The sequence below is a fragment of the Janthinobacterium sp. GW823-FHT06H09 genome (assembly GCF_058794735.1).
Genome location: NZ_JBXAHC010000032.1, coordinates 1 through 19,372 on the forward strand (window position 1 = coordinate 1; position 19,372 = coordinate 19,372).

A 19,372-nucleotide genomic window follows, 5' to 3' on the forward strand; every position below is an offset into this window, starting at 1 on the left:
AGGTCGCACTTGTTCAGGAACACGATGATGTATGGAACGCCAACTTGGCGGGCCAGCAGGATGTGTTCGCGGGTCTGCGGCATTGGGCCGTCAGCTGCGGAGCACACCAGGATCGCGCCGTCCATCTGGGCTGCACCGGTAATCATGTTTTTGATGTAATCGGCGTGGCCTGGGCAGTCAACGTGCGCGTAGTGACGCGTTTCCGTTTCGTACTCGACGTGGGCGGTGTTAATCGTGATACCGCGCGCTTTTTCTTCTGGAGCCGCATCGATCTGGTCGTATGCTTTAGCTTCGCCGCCGAATTTCTTCGACAGAACCGTTGCGATTGCAGCGGTCAGCGTGGTTTTACCGTGGTCGACGTGGCCGATGGTGCCGACGTTGACGTGCGGCTTGGTCCGTTCGAATTTACCTTTTGCCATTTTGAACTCCTAATGATTTGATTAGATTGCTCAGGCACACGCCCGACGGTCTGGTTTGAATTGCTTCTGTGCTGCCTGCTGCGAATTCTGGTGCCCTTGACGTGGATCGAACACGTGGCCTCTCCCTTACCAAGGGAGTGCTCTACCACTGAGCTACAAGGGCTGTAATTTGTTGCATGCGATGCATCAAGCATCTGAACGGAAACTGGAGCGGGTGAAGGGAATCGAACCCTCGTCGTAAGCTTGGAAGGCTTCTGCTCTACCATTGAGCTACACCCGCGAGGTATCGTTCACTTTATCTTCACTTGCTTTTTGCTACTACCCAGTTTTCCTTGCAAAAACTTGGTGGAGGGGGCTGGATTCGAACCAGCGTACTCATAGAGAACAGATTTACAGTCTGTCGCCTTTAACCACTCGGCCACCCCTCCGCGGGAACCGCAGAGTATGAAGCATCTACTCACAACTGTCAACCTTATTTACTGATGCCTGACTGCTGCATTTGCGTATAAAGAAGAAGTTGGCTGCTTCGGGGCGTGATTATAAGCTCCCGATTTGAGAATGTGCAAGGGTTGGCGCGAAAAAGTCAGCTTTTTTCGTATTTTTTTTATCGCCCCTGCCGGCAAGCCGCATTTTTTCGTCATTTGCCCCGCATTTCCCCGCTTACCTTGCGTCAGGCGGATGCATCCAGGCATTGCCCAAGGGCTTGTATTTACGCAACAACTGCTGATGCAGGCCCGACAGCACGGGCAATTTGGGATTGCGCGGGTCCAGGCGGCGCACGCCGGCGATAAAAGTCAGCGCCTGCTGCCCCATGCGCTCATCCCAGCCCTCGTGCTCCAGGCATTTCAGCACGGCCACGGCCGCATTGAAGACCACCTGCGGATTGTCGGGCAGGCGCGTGACGGCCTCGCCCATCAGATCGACGGCGCCGCGGAAATCGCCCTCGCCCGCACGGGCTGCCCCGGCAGCCACCATGTCGGCCACTTCCTGGCGGCTTTGCCGCGCCAATGCCTTGGCCAGTTCCTCGCGCCCCGCCTGTTCGAACACGGCCATGGCGCGCGTCATGGCCGCGCTGTCGGGCGCATTGCGCATGACTTCGCGCATCACCTCGGCCGCGCCATCCTCGCGCCCGTGCGCCAGGCAGTGGCGCGCCAGCTCCGTTTTCAGCGTATTCGAGCTGCCCACGCTGTGACGGTTGGCGGCCAGGGCCGCGTCGAGCGATTGCTGCAGGCGCTCCTCGTTGCCCGTATGCGCATGCAGCATGGCGCTGCACAGGGCGCTGCACAGTTCCGCATTCTTTTGCCCGCCCATCGATTTGTCGAGGTCGCGGATCACGGCGCCCGCCTGCAAGGGATCTCCCTTGCGCACCAGGGTCTGCACCAGGCGCACATGGTCTTCCGGATCGCGGAATTCCGAATATTTGGCCTTGCTGACCACCAGTTTCAGGGATTTTTCCGCCATGTCGATATCGTCGGCCGCCAGGGCCGCCTCGCCCAGGCGGCGCAAGCGGCGCACGGCATGCGGCGACAGGGCCACCGCTTCGCTCAAGGCCGCCTGCGCCAGTTCCGGCTTGCCTTGCGCCATATGTGTGCGCGCCAGCCAGTCATAGGCGTCGAGAAAACGCTTGTTGTTTTCCAGCAGCCCTTCCAGGGTGCCCTGCGCCGCTTCGTACTCGCCCAGCAGGAACTGCGTCTTGGCCTGCCCCAGGCGCGCCCAGCCGATGGACTTGCTTTCGTATAAGGCTGTGTAGATCGGTTCGGCATCGGCCGCCTCGCCCAGCAGCAAATGCAGCTCCGCGCGCAGGCGCAGGAAATCCGTGGCGTAACGGGGGTACAGGCTGGCGCCCTCGGTGCAGGCGGCGATCGCCGCGCGCTCATTGCCCACGTCGATCAGTTCGTACACGGGCACGAAGGCATTGCGCTTGTCGAGCGCGCGGGCTATGCGCTCGAGCATGTTGTCAGCGGTAAATGGCTTGAGGATGTAATCGGTGGGCAACAGCTCGACGGCGCTGACCACCTTGGCGAAGCTGCCTTCGCCCGTGACCATGAAGAACATGGTCGACGCGTGCATCAATTTATGGTGGCGCAAGTCTTCCAGCATCTGCTGGCCATCCTGCCCGCCGCCGAGGTCGTATTCGCACAGGATCAGATCATACGATTTGCTGCCCAGCATGCGGATCGCCTGGCCCGAGCTGGCCGCGTCGTCGATCTTCGCCAGACCGCACAGGTTGAGCATATTGTGCAGGCTGGCGCGCATGCCCGGATGCGGCTCGATGATCAGTGCGCTAAGGCCCTTGAGTTCTTTCATGTCGTGATGTCCGAAAACTCCGCGGCGCGCCACACCGGTGCGTGGCGCCGGCCAGCATGAGGCTGCCGAGTATATGACGGCGCCGCGCGCAAGGGAATGGGGCCGTGCCGAAAAACGCCAACGAAGTTGCTGCTCAAGCGGTGGCGCGCTCCGGATGCCACAGTTGCGGCTCGTTGTCGATCAGATCCAGCAGCGCCGCCACCACTTCCGGATCGAACTGGCTGCCGCTGCGCTGTTCGATGTATTCACGCACCTGCGGATACGGCCACGGCTCCTTGTACGGCCGCTCATGCAGCAAGGCATCGAAGACGTCGACCACGGCAACGATGCGCGCGGCCAAGGGAATGTCGCGTCCCTTCAGGCCGTTCGGATAGCCGGCGCCGTCGAAATGTTCATGGTGGCCGCCCGCAATCTGCGCGCCATACGTGAGGTAGCTGACGCCGTCGACCATGTTGGCGGCACGCTCGAGGATGGTGCGCCCGACGCTGGCGTGCAGCTGCATCTGCACCCGCTCCTCGTCCGTATGCCGGCCCGGCTTGAGCAGCACGGCGTCCGGCGTGGCCACCTTGCCCACGTCGTGCAGGATGCTGGCCAGGCCGATCATGTCGAGCAGCTGCGGCGTGAGCTCGTCGGCATACACCCCGCGCTGCTGGATGCGCAGGGCGATGGCGTCGGACAGCTGCTGCACGCGCCGCACGTGGCCGCCCGTGTCGCTGTCGCGGAACTCGGCCAGGTCGGCCAGCGCCACGACGGTCGCTTCCTGCGCCTTGCGCAGCTGGCCGAACATGTACAGGTTGTCGAAGGCGGCCGCGATACGCTGGCAAAACACTTCCAGCAGATCGCGCTGGATCTGCGCCAGCGGCCACGGCGGCGTGACGGAAATGGCCAGCTCGCGGTTGCCTTCCGTGTGGATGAACAGCACATTGGCCGGATGCTCGAACTGGCTGCGTTTTTCCGCGAACGCCTTGTCGATGGTGGGCGTGAGCGCGTGGTCGGCCGGCATGGCTTCCGCCTCGGCCAGCACGGCATAGGTGCCCGTGGCGGCGACCACCTCGGGCCGCCCCGCGCCGCCCTGCATCAGGCACAGCACGCCGTCGGCGCCCACGTCGAGGATGGCGCTAACCTGGTTGAGCACGCCGGAAGCGAATTCGCGCAAGGAATGGATCTGGTACAGATTGGTGGCGCCGGCGAGGATCTTGCCCAGGCCGATGCGACTGCGCTCGAGCATCATCAGGCTCTCGTAGGCGCGCAAGGCCGAGATAACGGTCGTAAACAGCTTTTGCGTCGTCAGCTCCGTCTTGGCCTTGTAATCGTTGATATCGTATTCGATGATGACGCGTTGCTCGGGCGCCTGGCCCGGCTGCCCCGTGCGCAGCACGACGCGCACGATGGAGTTGTTCAGGTCGGCGCGGATGCGCTTGGCGAGGATCAGGCCGGCGTCATCCGTTTCCATCACCACGTCGAGCAGCACCAGCGCGATATCGGGCGTGTCGCGCAGGATCTCGTACCCCTCGCGGCCGCTGTAGGCGGAAAACAGTTCCAGTTCGCGGCCCTTGAAGCTGACATTGCGCAGCGCCAGCCGCGTGACCGCATGCACATCGACGTCGTCATCGACGATCAGCACACGCCACAGGCGCTGGTCGGGCGCGGCCAACCCGGCTGGACTGGCCACCGGCTCATCTTCGTCGAGCAGCCAGTTATCATCTGCATCGGCTTTGAGGTCGGTCATGAATACTCCTAAGGGATAAGTTCGATGTGGACGCTGCGTTGACGCATATCAAGCATAATCAGATTAGATGCTGCTTACAACAGGATTCTGCGTACCACCCTCTCCCGCGGCAGGCGCCGGTATCGAGGCGCCGCTGCGCGTAGTACCGCCGCAATTGTCCTGGCCTGGCCCGACGGCCTGGTAGCGCACTTCGTATTTGCCCGCGCTGAGCTGCTCCACGGTCAGCTTGTCATTGGCCAGGATATACAGGTAGCGCACATTCGAGCGCCGCTCCTGGTCATACAGCTTGACGAAGACGGGCGCCGTATTGCTGCTGTTATCGATGGTTAAACTCAGTTCATCGCCCTTGTTGCCGATCGGGAAGCCATCGACATAGCCGGACCGCGCCGGCCAAGGCTCGCCATTCGGCGCCACCAGCCCCGCCGACTCGGCCTGGCTGGCGCCATCGCAGGCGGGCCGGCTGGCTTTCAGACTCAGCTGCGCCACGGCCAGCACGCGGATCTCGGGCGCCTTCGCTTGCGCGGGCTCGGCCGCATACGGCTTGCCCACGGCCCAGCTATCGATAGCCACCGCCTCGTTTTTTGCCGGCGGCGTAGCTGCGCTCTCCGCCGTTGCCGTGTCCGGGTGCACCCTGGCGCCATCGCGGGCCAGCCCGCTCCAGGCCGACGCCAGCGCGGCAGGCACGGGCGGCGAGGTATCGAGCATCAGCAAGGCGCCCAGCCAGCCCAGCAGCAGGCAGACAAGCAAACTCAGCCACCAGCGCCAGTTGCGCCAGATGGGCAGCGCCCCACTCCGCGGCTTGCCCTTCGGCGGCGGCACATCCTGCGCCCAGGTGTGCTCATGCGATTGGGCATGGCCTTTCGCGCGGCCATCGCGGCTCTTGCCTTCTTCGTGGTGGGTGCTTTCCAGCCATTCGATTTCCCACTCCTCGGCGGCGATCCATTCGTCGTGTTCCTTGCGGCGTTGCGGATCGGACAAGGTGCCATAGGCGCTGTTGAGGATGGCCATGATGCGGGCGGCCTTTTCGTCGCCGGGATTCTTGTCGGGGTGGTATTTCTGGCTGAGGGCTTTATACGCGGCACGTATGACTTCCTGCGGCGCCAGGCGCGCCACTTTCAGGTTGTCATAGTGTGTATGTATCTTTCCCATCGTTCTATCTTGAAATCGGTGCGCGGCGACGGGTTCTTGCAGGATGGAACCGTGCTGTGTCGGTCATCATATACGATATGACAAGATAATAACCACCGGCGGACCGGAAATTACAGGGCGGTACGGCCCTGCCTTGATATTGACCGCGCTTACAGGCGGTGACTGCGGTCACTGGACAACAGCGCTTCCGGCAACGCCACCTGGTGCCCCACCGCCAGCACCTTGAACAATTCGCCCATCTCGGCCGGCGACACCAGCTTTTGCACGGCGCTGGCCTGCGGCAGGTAGGTCTTGACCTGCTCGGGGTCGGTGCGCAGCAGCAAGTCGCCGATACCGGAGCCCAGCAGGAAGGACGCCTGGTTCATGTATGCGAGCACATCGAGGCCCGCATCCTGCGCCGCCACCGCCATGGCCGTAAAATCCACGTGAGCCGTGATGTCCTGCAAACCGGGCAGATAAAACGGTTCCGCGTGGGCATGGTGGCGGTAATGGCACATCAGGGTGCCCGTGGCGCGCAAGTCCAGATAATACTCGTGCGCAGGAAAACCGTAATCGAACAGCACGGCCGCGCCGCCCTTGCCATTGGTCAGCATGCGCGCCAGCGAGCGCATGAAGCCGCAGGCCACGCCATGAATTTCTGTGACATAGCCGACCGGCAAGTCATCGGCGTCCGGCACCTGGGCGGCGATCTGCGCGGCCACGTCGGCGCCGGCAGGGCGTTCGACAAACACGAACTGGCCGTCGGCAATGCTGACGTCGAGTTCGCACCAGCCGGCGGGTGTCTTGCTGATCAGGTTGACGGGCATGGCGTCGAGCACTTCATTGCCGAACACGGCGCCTTCAAAACTGTCGGGAAAGCCGTCGAGCCACACCACCTGCGGGAAGCCGGCCAGCGCCAGCTCCTGGCGCGCGCGCAATTCGCCGGACAATTCGACGATCGCATACTGTTCGATAGCGATGCCGGCATTCGCCGCTTCCGTCAGGATATCGAAAGCCAGCTTGCCCGTGCCGGCGCCGAATTCGAGGATGCGCGGGGCCGTTTGCGCCATAATAGCGGCTGCCACATGGGCCAGCGTGGCGCCGAACAGGGGCGAAATCTCCGGCGCGGTTGTAAAATCGCCATCTTTGCCCAGCTTGGCGGCGCCGCCGCTGTAATAGCCGAGGTCAGGCGCGTACAGCGCCAGCTCCATGAAGCGGACAAAAGGAATGGCGCCGTCATTGCGCGCGATTTCGGCGGCAATCTGGTGCTGCAAGGCATGGGACGCGGCCAGCGCGTCGCTATCGGGTGCGGGAAGAGACATTCCCGCATTGTAGCGAATCGGCGGCGCATGCCGCCAGTGTGGCGTCCACCGAATATCTCAACCATAGCAAAGACATGACTGAAGCAACGACAACGCCCTTCGACAGCATTCCCCGCGTCGCCCTTGTCACGGGCGCGGCGCGCCGCATCGGCCGCGCCATCGCGCTGGGCCTGGCGCGCGACGGCTGGGATATCGCCGTCCACTACCGCGACTCGCGCGATGAAGCGCTCAGCCTGGTGGCGGACATCACGGCGCTGGGCCGCCGCGCGCAAGCATTCCCTTGCGACCTGGCGCAGGAAGACGCCGTGCGCCAGCTGCTGCCGCAGGCACAGGCGGCGCTGGGACCCGTCACTTGCGTAGTCAACAACGCATCGTTGTTTGAATACGACAATGCGGGCGATTTTTCCTTCGCCGCCCTGGACGCCCACATGCACGCCAACCTGGCCGCCCCCATCCTGCTGGCGCAAGCGCTGTACCATGCCACCCCGGCAGGCGGGCAAGCCGTGGTCATCAACTTGCTGGACCAAAAACTGTACAATCTCAATCCTGATTTTTTGTCGTACACCCTGTCCAAGGCGGCGCTGCTGTCGGCGACCACCATGCTGGCCCAGGCGCTGGCGCCGAAAGTGCGCGTGGTGGGTATTGCCCCCGGCATCACCATGGTCTCCGGCGAGCAGACGGCAGCGAACTTTGCCAAGGCGCATGAAAACACGCCGCTAGGACGCTCCAGCACGCCCGAAGATGTGGCCGACAGCGTCTGTTACGTGGCCGGCGCGCGCGCGCTGACGGGCACGACCCTGCTGGTCGATGGCGGCCAGCATTTGATCGGCTTGCCGCGCGACGTCATGTTTTTGACCAAATAATCAGCAGCCCTGCCAAACAACCCGCATTCAGCATTCCCGAAAAGGTAAAACTATGTCGTCCGCCCTGTCCCACCCTCGCCTGCTTGATTGCCGCCGGCTGTTCCTGCGCAATTACGAAGTCCTCATCAACATCGGCGTCTACGACTTCGAAAAAAAGGGCGAGCAGCGCGTCCTCATCAACGTCGACCTGTACATTCCCCTGGCCCTGTCGACGCCCAAGGATGACCAGCTGGAAGAGGTGGTCGATTACGACTTCATGCGCGAAACCATCGCCAGGCGCATGGCGCAAGGCCACGTGCAGCTGCAGGAAAGCCTGGTCGACGACGTGCTCGCCGCCATGCTGGCCCACCCGCGCGTGCGCGCCGCGCGCGTGTCGAGCATGAAACCGGACGTGTATCCCGACTGCGAAGGCGTGGGCGTGGAAGTATTCAAGATCAAGGATGAAGCATGAACAACATGAGCAACACCGCCGTGCTGGAAACGACGACGACGGCCGTGGAATTCCCGGCCAATGTGGAAGCGCAGAAACTGGCGCGCAAGAAGGCGGAAAAGATCGCCCTGGAAAACAACAAGCTGCACAAGCGCCTGTGCCGCCTGGTCGGCCAGGCCATCGGCGACTTCAACATGATCGAAGACGGCGACAAGGTAATGGTGTGCCTGTCGGGCGGCAAGGATAGCTATGCCCTGCTGGACATCCTGATGACCTTGCGCGAGCGTGCGCCGATTCACTTCGATATCGTCGCCGTCAACCTGGATCAGAAGCAGCCGAACTTCCCGCCGGAAATCCTGCCCGCCTACCTGACGGAACTGGGCGTGGCCTTCCATATCGAAAACCAGGATACCTACAGCATCGTCAAACGCCTGATCCCGGAAGGCAAGACGACTTGCTCGCTGTGCTCGCGCCTGCGCCGCGGCATCCTGTACCGCGTGGCCGACGAGCTGGGCGCCAACAAGATCGCCCTGGGCCACCACCGCGATGATATTTTGGAAACGTTCTTCCTGAATATGTTCTTCGGCGGCAAACTGAAAGGCATGCCGGCCAAGCTGCAATCGGACGACGGCAAGCACATCGTCATCCGCCCGATGGCGTATGTGAAGGAAGAAGACACGCAGCGCTATGCGGAAGTCAAGGGCTTCCCCATCATTCCATGCGATTTGTGCGGTTCGCAGGAAAACCTGCAGCGCAAGCAGATCAAGGGCTTGATGCGCGAATGGGACAAGAAATTCCCGGGCCGCGTGGAAAGCATCTTCTCGGCCCTGTCGAACGTGGCGCCATCGCACCTGATGGATCCGAAGCTGTTCGGCTTCAAGGACTTGAAGGCGGACGGCGTGGCCAACCCCATGGGCGACATCGCCTTCGACGAAGAGCCGTGCTCGACGCCGACCACGTTCGGCACGATTCCGCTGCAAGCGCTGTAATCGGCTGTTCTCAGCCCGTGTTGTTTCGCCGCCACCGCCCAGGTGGCGGCGCCCCGCCTCTTTCCCCCTCCCCTCATTTGCTGTACCGTAGGTAACTCTGCCGGTACGCGGTGTGTCACGCGCACGTCCCTGCCCGGCGGTCAGCACGCATTCTTCCGACAACCTCACTGGAATGAACCATGACGCCATCCGCACTCAAGCGCCCCCTGCTGTTCTCCCTGCTGGCCCTCAGCCTCGCCACCGCCTCTGCCGCTCCTGCGCCAGCCCCCGCTCAGACCGACAAACAGGCCGACCGCTGGGATTTGACGGCGCTGTATCAAAACGACGCCGCATTCGACGCCGACGCGAAAAAACTGTCGGCCCAGCTGCAGCAACTGGGCGGCTGCAAGGGGCAGCTGGGAGGCTCGCCGGCCCGCCTGAAAAGCTGCCTGGACCTGTACGCCGATGCGCGCAAGCGCGTCAACACGCTGTATACCTATGCGGCGCAGTATTACGACCAGGATACGGGCGACAGCAAGGGCAACCAGCTGAACCAGCGCGCCGCCCTGCTGGGCAACGAGTTCACCCAGGCGGCGACCTTTTTACAGCCGGAAATCCTCGCCCTGGGCAGCAAGCGCATCGATGCCATGCTGGCGAAAGACAAGGGCTTGCAGCTGTACCGCTTTCAATTGAGTAACATGCTGCGCAGCGCGCCGCACACGCTCGACGCGGCCGGCGAACAGCTGGTGGCGCAGTTCGGCCTGGCAACAAGCTCGGCCGCCAGCGTCTACCGCACCCTGGCCAACGCGGAAATCCCGTGGCCGACCGTCACACTGTCGGACGGCAAGCAAGTGCGCCTCGACCAGGCGGCGTACACGAAATACCGGGGCGATGACAACCGCGCCGACCGCAAGCGGGTGTTCGACGCCTTCTTCGGCAAGTGGAAAGAGTACGAACGCACGTTCGGCGAAACCCTGTACGGCCAGCTGAAAACGGATGCCGCGTATGCCAAGGTGCGCCGTTACGCCGATTCGCAAAGCGCCGCGCTCGATGCCGACAACTTGCCGCCGGCCGTCTACCAGACCCTGATCGCGCAAACCAACGCCAACCTGCCCACCCTGCACCGCTACTTCAAGCTGCGCGCGCGCATGCTGGGCATCAAGGACCTGGCGTACTACGACGTGTATGCGCCGCTGCTGAAAAGCGAGCGCACCTTCCCGCTGCCCGAAGGCAAGCAGATGATGCTCGCTTCCGCCGCGCCGCTGGGCCCCGACTACGTCAAGGCGCTCACTGCCGCCGTGGACGCGCGCTGGATGGATGTGTATCCGCGTCCGCGCAAGGTGGCGGGCGCCTACATGAATGGCGACGCGTATGACGTGCATCCGTTCGTGCTGCTCAATTACACGGACAATTACGAAGCCGTCAGCACCCTGACGCACGAATGGGGCCACGCCATGCACTCGGTGCTGGCCAACAAGGCGCAGCCGTCGATCTATGCGCCGTACAGCATCTTTGTCGCGGAAATCGCCTCGACCACGAACGAGGCGCTGCTGCTCGACGCGCGCCTGAAGCAGGCCAAGGATGACGACGAGCGCCTGCTGTACCTGGGCGCGGCGCTGGAAAACCTGCGCGGCACCTTCTTCCGCCAATCCATGTTCGCCGAATTCGAGGCGGCCATCCACGGCAAGGTGGACAAGGGAGCGTCGCTGACGGGCGAAGAAATCACGGCCATCTATGCCGATATCCTCAAGCGCTACCACGGCGAAGCGCAGGGCGTCATGACCATCGACCCCGCCTACGCGCTGGAATGGGCGTATGTGCCGCATTTCTATCACGGCTTCTATGTGTTCCAGTACGCCACCTCGATCGCGGCGGCGCAGGATTTCGCACAGCGCATCCTCGACAAGGAACCGGGCGCGCTGGCCGCCTACCTGAAGATGCTCAGTGCGGGCGGCTCGGCCTACCCCTACGATCTGGTGAAGGCGGCCGGCGTCGACCTGGCCTCGCCGAAACCGTACCAGGCGCTGGCGGCGCGCATGAACGGCATCATGGACCAGATCGAGGCGATTGAAGCGAAGCGGGGGAAGTAAGCCGGGACGAGGCGTAGGAGGCGTAGGTCGGCTTAGCGCAAAGCGCGTAAGCCGACACCACCACGTTCAGCGCCAACAATGTTGTCGGATTACGCGCTTGCGCGCTAATCCGACCTACCATTTTCTGCTTGCTCCGAGGCAAACGCGGCCGCATCGCTCTCGAACATGTCTTCCAGCTCCTCGCGCGCCTGGCGCGTGAGGGACATGACTTTTTGCTGGTCCTGGAAGTGCGGCGCCACTTCCAGCAAAGTTTTCAGGTTATGCCGGCCGAAGATGCCGGCCGCGCGCTGCGCCCGCTCGGCGCTGAAGCCCACCTGCTGCAAGGTCTGCTCGCCCAGCAACAGGGCCGCGGCAAACGTCTCGCGCTCGATCAGGGTCACGCCCCGCTTCATCAATTCATAGTAATGCGTGACGTTGCGCGCGCGCGCCAGGATCGTCAGCTCGGGCAGGCGCAGGCGCACGGCGTCGACCAGGGCCAGGCTGTCGTCCACATTGTCGATGGCGATCACCAGCGCCTTCGCCTTCTCGATGCCGGCCGCCACCAGCAGGTCCACGCGCGTGGCGTCGCCATAAAACACCTTGAAGCCGAACTTGCGCAGCAGTTCGATCTGATCCGGGTCGTGGTCGAGCACTGTCACGCCGATCTTGTTGGCCGCCAGCAGGCGGCCGATGATCTGGCCGAAGCGGCCGAAGCCGGCGATGACGATGGGGTTGTCCTGCGCCTCGATATGGTCGTCGGGACGGCGCTTCTTCTCGCTTTGCAGGCGCGGCGCGACGAATTTGTCGTGCGCCAGCAGCAGCAAGGGCGTGGCCACCATCGACAGGGTCACCACCACGACCAGCAGCGCGGCCGTCTGCGGCGCAAACACATGCGCGGCCTCGGCGGCGGCAAACACGACGAAAGCGAATTCGCCCCCCTGCGACAGCAGCAGCGCAAAAAACAGCTGCTGGCCGCGGGGAATGTCGAAAAACTTCGACAACACATACAGCAAGCCGATCTTGACTACCAGCAGCCCCGCCACCAGGGCCAGGATCAGCAGCGGCTGGGCGCGCAGCACGCCGAAATCGACGGACATGCCCACGGCGATGAAGAACAGGCCCAGCAGCAAACCCTTGAACGGTTCCAGGTCGGAAATGAGTTCATGCCGGTATTCGGAATCGGCCAGCAGCACGCCCGCCATGAAGGTGCCCAGCGCCATCGACAAGCCCACCGATTCCATCAGCACGCAGATGGCGATCACCAGCAGCAGGGCAAAGGCCGTGAAGATTTCGCGCAAGTCCGTCTTGGCGATGAAGCGCAGGATGGGGTTCACCAGGAAGCGCCCGCCGATCACCAGGGCGGCCAGCACGGCGGCCAGCTTGGCCACGCGCAGCCAGCCCGGTTCGCCGCTATGCGTGACCAGGCCGCCCAAGAGCGGCACCAGCGCGATCATGGGAATGGCGGCGATATCCTGGAACAGCAAGATGGAAAAGCCGGCGGAACCGGCCGGCGTACTCATCAGCTTGCGTTCGCCCAGGGTGGCCAGCACGATGGCCGTCGACGACAGCGACAGCCCCAGCGCACCGACCAGCGCCGTGCGCCAGTCCACGCCGAAGGCCATGGCCACGGCGCACAAGCCCGCGCTGACGACGCCCACCTGCGCCCCGCCCCAGCCGAAGATGGGCCGGCGCAGCAGCCACAATCGCCTGGGCTCGAGCTCCAGTCCGATCAAAAACAGCAGCAGCACCACGCCGAACTCGGAAAAGCTGAGAATCACCTCGACATTCTTGATCAGGCCCAGGCCCCACGGTCCGATGACGACGCCGGCCACCAGATAACCGAGCACGGCGCCCATGCCCAGACGCTTGGCCAGCGGCACCATGATGATGGCGGCGACCAGGTAAAACAGTATGTTGATGAGAAAGCTGTGGTGTTCCATGCGGATTCCGGGCGGATGTGTGGATGAAACGACATCATGCCTGAAGTGGCGCGCCCGCGTGAAGTGGCTGCTCCGCCACGCCGGCTATTTGCGCGCGGCCACCCGCGCCCGCAGCGCGTCGAACATTTTCGGGATGCTGTCGCGGCTCATGCTGTCGACGATCCAGCCCAGGCCCATCGGCACCGGGCCCGGATCCGTGTACACCTGGTACCTGACGGCGGCAGCGCCCGCATCGAGCGGATCCGGCGACAGCTGCCAGTAGCCGCTGGTGTCGGCGATGGTGTCCTCCACCTTCAGTCCCTCCATCGGCACCAGCTTCCAGGCCAGGCTGCAGCTGGCGTCGAGCACCTTGGGCGTCATTCTCAGGCGGTATTGCTTGATTTTTCCCATCGGCAGCTTGAGCGTGACGTCGACCAGCGAGGCGCCGCCGCCGGCGGCCGTCACCTTGATCTTGTCCACGTTCGGCATGAACTGCGGATAGCCGGCGAAATCCTGGATGGCCGCGCAGACGGTGGCCACGCTGGCCGGCATGCTGGTCGTGGCGGCAAAGGTCTTGCCGGGCATGCCGGCTTTGCTGACATCGCGCACATCGAGCGCAGGCGTGGCCGCCAGGGTGGCCAGCGGATAACAGGCGGAACAGGCGGCCAGTGCGAACAGCAGGGTCTTCATGGTTTTTCCTGTTCGATCTGTGCGCGCAGCGCCGCCACGTCGACGCGCTTGAGGTAGCTTTCGATATTTTTCCACACGGCGTGATAGCCGTAACCGCCATTTTTCAACTCGTCGATCGCCTTCGCGCGCGGCCAGCCCTGGTACAGCATGCGGTACATGGCGGCCATCAGGCCCGTGCGGTCGGCGCCGTGCAGGCAGTGCAGCAGCACGGGTCCCTGCTGTTCGGCGGCGCGGATGCTGCGCATGGTCTCGATCACATGCTTGTCGCGGATGGCCCAGGTATTGATGGGAATGCGGACGGCGCGGATGCCGCTGCCATCGAGCACCTGCGTGTCGGAGTGGAAGGAGCGCAGGCTGATCACCGTCTTCACGCCCAGCGTCTGCAGCTGGGCCACGTCGGCGCTGTCGAGCTTTGCGCTGCGGTACAGGACGGGGGTGACCTGGTGCAGGTTCGACACGTGCGGCAGCGGCGTCGCCCACTCGGCATTGCGCTCGGGCGCCCCGGGCGCTTGCGCGCCGGCGGAACCGGCCGCCAGGGCCAGGAATAGCAGCAAAAGATGCGGCAAGGGCGATAAGGTCATGACTTCCTCTTGTATGAAAACCACAGCAGCACGCCAGCCAGCAGCAGCGATACCCAGTAGTCGGTCGGCGCCCACCACAGCCAGTGCTTGTGCCAGGCGATGTGGGCCGGATTGAAGTGCGCCACGCCATAGGCGGGATTGAGCACGAACCACAGATAATCCTCGATGATCCAGAACAGCATGATGCAGCCGATGGCGCGGCACTCGAGGCGCGGCGACCATTGCGCCAGAAAGAGCATGGGGAAATGGAAGAACAGGGCAATGAAGGGAAACACCCAGGCATGGTAGCCCGTCATCGGCCGCCCGCCCCAGAAGATATCGAGCAGCCAATGGCTTTCGATGCGCCAGGTGGGCAGGTTCGCGGCCCAGCCGGCCGCCCCTTCGATCTGGATTTCCACCTGCGCGAAGAATAGTCCCAGCAGGGCCACCCAGGCCAGCGTCAGGGCGATCTGCCAGGGTTTTGCCACGGCGCCCGTCACGCCGGCTCCGGCGTCACGCTCGGCGCCAGCACCTGCGCCAGCACGTCGATGGCGGCGCGCGGACGGCCCAGGGCCAGCGCTTTTGCGCGCATCGCTTGCAACTGCTCCGGATGATCGAGCAACAGGCGCACGCGGTATTCGAGGGTGACGGCATCGAATGCCTTCAGGGCCACGCCCTGCTCCAGCAGATAGTCGGCATTGCGCTCTTCCTGCCCGGGAATCGGCGAGTTGACGATCATGGGCAAGCCCAGGGCCAGGCATTCGGACGTGGTCAACCCGCCCGGCTTGGTGATCACCAGATCGGCGCACGCCATCAGGCGCTCGACTTCGCTGGTAAAGCCTTGCGCCAGCAGACGGCCCGGATACTGGCCGGCCAGCGCCTGCAGCGCCGCCAGTGCGGCCGCGTTTTTCCCTGCCAGCACGATCAGCTGGAAGTCGCCCGGCAAGGCCAGCAGGCGCGCGGCGACCGTTTCAAGGCTGCCCAGTCCCGCTCCGCCGCCCATCAGCAGAATCGTCGTGCGCCGCGGGTCGAGGCCAAACGCCTGCGCGCACTGCGCACGACCGGGCGCCTGCGCAAAGGCGGGCATGATGGGGATGCCCGTCACGTGGATGCGCTCGGCGGGGATGCCTTCGTGGCGCATGCGGAACGCCACTTCGTCGGTGGCGGCAAAATAGCCCTGCATTTGCTCATGCACCCACATGCGGTGCAAGTCGAAATCGGTGACCTGTACCCACACCGGGCAGGCCAGTTGCTGCTGGCGCAGCGCGCGCGACAGCAGTTCGGCCGGCAGGAAATGCGTGCAGATGATCGCATCGGGCTGGAAGGCGGCGATCTGCGCCATCAGCGCGCGCGTGTTGAGGCGCTCGACGGCGCGACGCAATCGCTGCATCGAGCTGTCGCGCGGCGCGTCGTGGGTGGCATGGTACAGATAGCCCCACAGCGCGGGCGCCTTGTTGACCAGCTTGATATAAAAATCCGTATACAGCTTGCGGAATGCGGGCGTGACGAAATCCATCACGTCGAGATGGCTGGCGACGGTGTGCTGCTCCAGGCCGGCATATGCCTCGATGGCTTGCGCCGCGCGCAGGTGGCCGGCGCCGGCCGAAACGCTCAACAAGAGAATTTTTTTCTGTTTTTTTTCTGTCATGGGGAAACCGGTGAATGGAACAGCTGGCCGCTGGCGCGGAAGATCGAAAGAATAACATTTCCCCAATTGAATCTGATTGATCGTGCGCATCTCGTTACTGCCGTGCGCGCTAGCGTGGGATGGCAAACGGCAAGGCCGACACTTTCCAGCTGCCTTTGAGCTTGCGCTCCATCAAGGCCGGCAAGGTGCTGGCGCCGGGCGCGCCTTTCTTTGTGTACGCCACCGGCACCAGCAGATAGATGGTGACCTTGTCATCGTCGGCAACGTCGTCTTCCTCCGGCTCGGGGTTCCAGCGCTTGTCGATGGCCAGCAGCGCATCGACGCCGTCCGGCCACGCCAGGTCCGCCAGATAAGGATCGTCGCGCCGCAGCAGCTCGCCCGCCGCCAGGCTGGCCTGGTCGAGCGTGCGCCGTCCCAGGCGTGCCAGCAGCGCCACGGGAAAGCGCCATGGGCTGTGCTCCGCAAAGCCGTGTACGGTCAGCGGCCAGCGCGTCGGCAGGCAGACGGCCAGTTCGGTCATCGGGGATTGCTGGAACAGGCCAACCGTAAACAACAGCTTGAATTCGCGCTTGCCGCCGATGCAGCTGATCCCCAGCGAAAAGCGCGCGTCGCCGCTGTCCGGGCTGAACACCGCTGGCAATACCCAGCCGGCGCTATGGTGCATGAAGGTGCGGATGACATCCTGCGGCGAGGCGGCCGCTTGCTGCGGCACGTCGAGTATGCTGACGCCGCCGGCGGTGGCGAGCATCTGGACGATAGCGGGAAAGCCCCAGCCGGCGGCGATATCGACCGGCGCCTGGTTCCAGCGCGTATGCAGGCGGTTCGGATTGGCGCCCCGCTGCAGCAGCAGGGCAACCACGTCCTGATGGCCGTCCACACAGGCGCTGTCCAGCGGCGACAAGATATTGTCCGGCAAGCCATCGACGGCGGCGCCATGGTCGAGCAGCCAGCGGCAGGTGTCGACGTGGCCATGGCCGGCCGCCTCGCTCAGCGGCGTATGGTTGCGGTAACCGGGCAACGGCAAATCGATGTCCATGCCCAGCGACACGAGCAGGGCGCAGACCTCGCGGCTGCCGCTGGCGGCGGCCAGATGCAGCAACGATTCGCCGTCATCCATGTTGTAGCGGCGCAAGGTCGAGAGCAGCGGCGTGGCCTCGAGCAGGCTGCGCACCTGCTCCACCTGATTCTCGCCCACGGCGTCGCAGACGCGAAAAAACGCTTCCCGGTGCTGGTTGTACAGTGTGCTGTGACCCATTCTTCGTCTCTGCTCGTGGTGGCGGCGCCCTCATCGTGCGGAGAATAGCATTTTCTTTCGATTAATCTGCGCGATTTGACAACTTCGGTGTGCGCGCAGGCGGCGATGCCATGCCGGCCGGCGCGACATCCGTGCGCAGCACCGGGTACAGATTCAGCCGCTCATCCCAGGAAGCGTGGCGGCGGGCGAAGAATTCCAGGCGCGCGGCCGGGCTTTTTGCAAACGCGGGGTCGCTGGCCAGCTTTTCGTGGAACTGCGCCGCCAGCGCCGGATCGGCCGCCAGCTGCGCACGGGCCACATCTTCGGCCACGTATTCTTCCATGTATTCCTTGCGCTCGAAGGCCGTATTGAAACTGCCCCAGGCCAGCAGGGAATCGGGCGCGCGCGGCTCGAGCAGGGCCACGACCAGCCGCGCCTTGGCCTGGTTGACGGGCACGTACAGCGCACCTGCACCGACCGGACGCTCCTCTTTCTGCCACTCGCCCTGCACGGCCGCCGTCTGGCGCCCCTCGAACGACTGCGCGCCGAATTTCACCTGCGTGGCGCGGAAGGTTTCGACGGGCAGCGTGCCGGGCGCGGTGGCCAGCACCTGGTACGACACGCCATGCTGGCGCAGCTTGGCCGCCACCATCTGCGCCTGCGCGGCGGGCACGAGGTAGCCGGCCTTGGGCGCAGCCTGCTGCAGGTCGGGCACGATCTCGTCGCGCAGGGGCACGTTCCAGATCTGCGGCGTGGTTTCATCGTAGCGCGTCATCAGCGCGCCCGACACCTCGGATGGCGTGCGCGTGTAGGCGTAGCCGCGAAACGCGATCATGCGGCTCTTGTCCGTCGTTTTATACGTGAGCGGCAAGGTGGCGCCGGCCAGCTGCGCGGCGCGCGCGTCCGCCTCGAGCGCCGTTTGCCGCCACTGCGCGCCATGCTGCGCCACTTGCGACAGCAGCGAGACGATGGTGTTGCGCGTGATGCGCACGCGGGTCGGATAGTCCTTCCACGAATGGGTTTCCACCAGCATGCCGAAGCGGTTGCGCAGCTGGAAATAGCCATGCGAGAAGCGCGGATTCGGCGCCGAATCGACAAAGCCCGATTGCGGATTGTCGTTCTCGGCAAACGAAATATAGAACGGTTTCGGGTCCGAGCCCTGCCTGGCCAGGTCGGCCAGGACCTGATCTCGCAAGGCCGTGCCGGCCACGCGCAGGGCCGCGTCGCCCGCATGCACGGGTTCGACCTGGATCGAGATATCGGGTTCGAACTGCGCGCCATCGGTGACGTGCAAGTCGACATAGGCCAGCGGATCCCAGGCGTTCACCAGCGCCAGCATGTGCTGCATCTCGGGCGTATCGGCCTTCATGTATTCGCGGTTCAGATTGTAGTTTTGCGCCGTACTGCGCCAGCCCATTTCCACGGGGCCGCGCTGGTTCGGACGGTTCCACGCACCGAAGCGCTCGTGGCCGTCGACATTGAAGACGGGCACGAACAGCAGCACTTGTTTATCCAGCGCGCCGGGCGCCGCCTTGCCCTCCAAGACTTCGCGCAAGGCCAGGAAGCCCGCATCCTTGCCATCGATTTCGCCCGCATGGATGCCGCCCTGCACCAGCAGCACGGGCAGCTTGCGGCGCGCCGCCTCGGCCGGCGTCAGCGCGCCCGTGTTGGAGACGGCCAGCGCCAGCATGGGGCGGTTTTCCGGCGTGCGGCCAAATTCCACGCAGCGCACCTGCTTCGGATAGCGCGCCTGGAACTGGCGGCACAGGGCTTCCACTTCCGCATAGCGGCCGGTGCTGACAAAGCCCGAGCGTTCGGCCACCGTGGTCAACGGCGCGCCGGCTTGGGCGGGAGAGGCAAAGACGGACAATATGGCGGCGGACAGCAGGGCGAGGCGTAGCATGGGGGAGGCTCCAGCGGGCAGATGGGAAGCGGGGGATTATATGGCTAAATAAGCGAAAAAAATAAAAGCCAGGATAGCAATATGCGCTCCCGGCTTTTCTATTTACCTTGACCCGTCCTGGAATAAGTTGACACTTTTTCGTTACAGAGAAGGAGTGTCCGATGGAACAAGGGTTTCGACGCA

The 19,372-nt window shown here is 63.9% G+C and carries 16 protein-coding genes and 3 tRNA genes; 4 read left to right on the forward strand and 15 right to left on the reverse strand.

Annotated features, from left to right (window positions below; all coding sequences use genetic code 11):
* From AC1Q6X_RS27615 to AC1Q6X_RS27650, 8 genes are all read right to left on the reverse strand, one after another.
* The coding region (locus AC1Q6X_RS27615; protein ID WP_230504087.1) for a GTP-binding protein at nucleotides 1–419 on the reverse strand (419 nt) is incomplete at its 3' end.
* An 88-nt stretch (nucleotides 420–507) separates the two neighbouring features.
* A tRNA-Thr gene (locus AC1Q6X_RS27620) sits at nucleotides 508–582 on the reverse strand.
* Between the two features lie 43 nt (nucleotides 583–625).
* Nucleotides 626–699: transfer RNA gene (locus AC1Q6X_RS27625), tRNA-Gly, on the reverse strand.
* Nucleotides 700–762: 63 nt separating this feature from the next.
* Nucleotides 763–847, reverse strand: a tRNA-Tyr gene (locus AC1Q6X_RS27630).
* A 232-nt stretch (nucleotides 848–1,079) separates the two neighbouring features.
* On the reverse strand, nucleotides 1,080–2,726 hold the full coding sequence (locus AC1Q6X_RS27635) for a response regulator (RefSeq protein WP_230504090.1): 1,647 nt from the start codon (nucleotides 2,724–2,726) through the stop codon (nucleotides 1,080–1,082).
* A 133-nt stretch (nucleotides 2,727–2,859) separates the two neighbouring features.
* The gene (locus AC1Q6X_RS27640) at nucleotides 2,860–4,455 is read right to left on the reverse strand and encodes a DUF3369 domain-containing protein (protein ID WP_070220797.1); all 1,596 of its coding nucleotides are present in this window, start codon (nucleotides 4,453–4,455) and stop codon (nucleotides 2,860–2,862) included.
* Between the two features lie 63 nt (nucleotides 4,456–4,518).
* On the reverse strand, nucleotides 4,519–5,604 hold the full coding sequence (locus AC1Q6X_RS27645; protein WP_230504092.1) for a J domain-containing protein: 1,086 nt from the start codon (nucleotides 5,602–5,604) through the stop codon (nucleotides 4,519–4,521).
* A gap of 149 nt (nucleotides 5,605–5,753) precedes the next feature.
* Nucleotides 5,754–6,905 (reverse strand): class I SAM-dependent methyltransferase, encoded by a 1,152-nt coding sequence (locus AC1Q6X_RS27650; protein WP_230504094.1) that lies wholly within the window; start codon nucleotides 6,903–6,905, stop codon nucleotides 5,754–5,756.
* A gap of 74 nt (nucleotides 6,906–6,979) precedes the next feature.
* On the opposite strand from AC1Q6X_RS27650, the gene AC1Q6X_RS27655 reads away from it, so the two are divergent.
* From AC1Q6X_RS27655 to pepF, 4 genes are all read left to right on the forward strand, one after another.
* On the forward strand, nucleotides 6,980–7,768 hold the full coding sequence (locus tag AC1Q6X_RS27655; protein ID WP_070220803.1) for an SDR family oxidoreductase: 789 nt from the start codon (nucleotides 6,980–6,982) through the stop codon (nucleotides 7,766–7,768).
* A gap of 52 nt (nucleotides 7,769–7,820) precedes the next feature.
* A complete protein-coding gene (locus tag AC1Q6X_RS27660; RefSeq protein ID WP_070220805.1) occupies nucleotides 7,821–8,219 on the forward strand; it encodes a dihydroneopterin aldolase in 399 nt (132 codons plus the stop codon).
* 5 nt (nucleotides 8,220–8,224) lie between these two features.
* A complete protein-coding gene (gene ttcA / locus AC1Q6X_RS27665; protein ID WP_409028786.1) occupies nucleotides 8,225–9,187 on the forward strand; it encodes a tRNA 2-thiocytidine(32) synthetase TtcA in 963 nt (320 codons plus the stop codon).
* Between the two features lie 179 nt (nucleotides 9,188–9,366).
* The gene (gene pepF / locus AC1Q6X_RS27670; protein WP_230504096.1) at nucleotides 9,367–11,256 is read left to right on the forward strand and encodes an oligoendopeptidase F; all 1,890 of its coding nucleotides are present in this window, start codon (nucleotides 9,367–9,369) and stop codon (nucleotides 11,254–11,256) included.
* Between the two features lie 104 nt (nucleotides 11,257–11,360).
* On the opposite strand, the gene kefC is transcribed toward pepF, so the two are convergent.
* The 7 genes from kefC to AC1Q6X_RS27705 all read right to left on the reverse strand — a co-directional run bounded on the left by kefC (nucleotide 11,361) and on the right by AC1Q6X_RS27705 (nucleotide 19,189).
* Entirely contained in the window at nucleotides 11,361–13,175 is a 1,815-nt protein-coding gene (gene kefC, locus AC1Q6X_RS27675) for a glutathione-regulated potassium-efflux system protein KefC (RefSeq protein ID WP_230504098.1), read from the reverse strand.
* An 84-nt stretch (nucleotides 13,176–13,259) separates the two neighbouring features.
* Entirely contained in the window at nucleotides 13,260–13,844 is a 585-nt protein-coding gene (locus AC1Q6X_RS27680; RefSeq protein ID WP_230504100.1) for an SRPBCC family protein, read from the reverse strand.
* Nucleotides 13,841–14,425: a dual specificity protein phosphatase family protein gene (locus AC1Q6X_RS27685; protein ID WP_070220812.1), complete on the reverse strand. Its 585-nt coding sequence runs from the start codon at nucleotides 14,423–14,425 to the stop codon at nucleotides 13,841–13,843. Before AC1Q6X_RS27685 ends, AC1Q6X_RS27680 begins: the two co-directional genes overlap by 4 nt.
* On the reverse strand, nucleotides 14,422–14,892 hold the full coding sequence (locus AC1Q6X_RS27690; protein ID WP_230504102.1) for a hypothetical protein: 471 nt from the start codon (nucleotides 14,890–14,892) through the stop codon (nucleotides 14,422–14,424). Before AC1Q6X_RS27690 ends, AC1Q6X_RS27685 begins: the two co-directional genes overlap by 4 nt.
* 8 nt (nucleotides 14,893–14,900) lie before the next feature.
* Entirely contained in the window at nucleotides 14,901–16,052 is a 1,152-nt protein-coding gene (locus AC1Q6X_RS27695; RefSeq protein ID WP_070289506.1) for an MGDG synthase family glycosyltransferase, read from the reverse strand.
* 109 nt (nucleotides 16,053–16,161) lie between these two features.
* Nucleotides 16,162–17,307 (reverse strand): ankyrin repeat domain-containing protein, encoded by a 1,146-nt coding sequence (locus AC1Q6X_RS27700; RefSeq protein WP_230504106.1) that lies wholly within the window; start codon nucleotides 17,305–17,307, stop codon nucleotides 16,162–16,164.
* Between the two features lie 61 nt (nucleotides 17,308–17,368).
* Nucleotides 17,369–19,189 carry a M14 family metallopeptidase gene (locus AC1Q6X_RS27705; protein WP_492498988.1) on the reverse strand — a complete coding sequence of 607 codons (1,821 nt, stop codon included), beginning with the start codon at nucleotides 19,187–19,189 and terminating at the stop codon, nucleotides 17,369–17,371.
* Nucleotides 19,190–19,372: the final 183 nt, after the last annotated feature.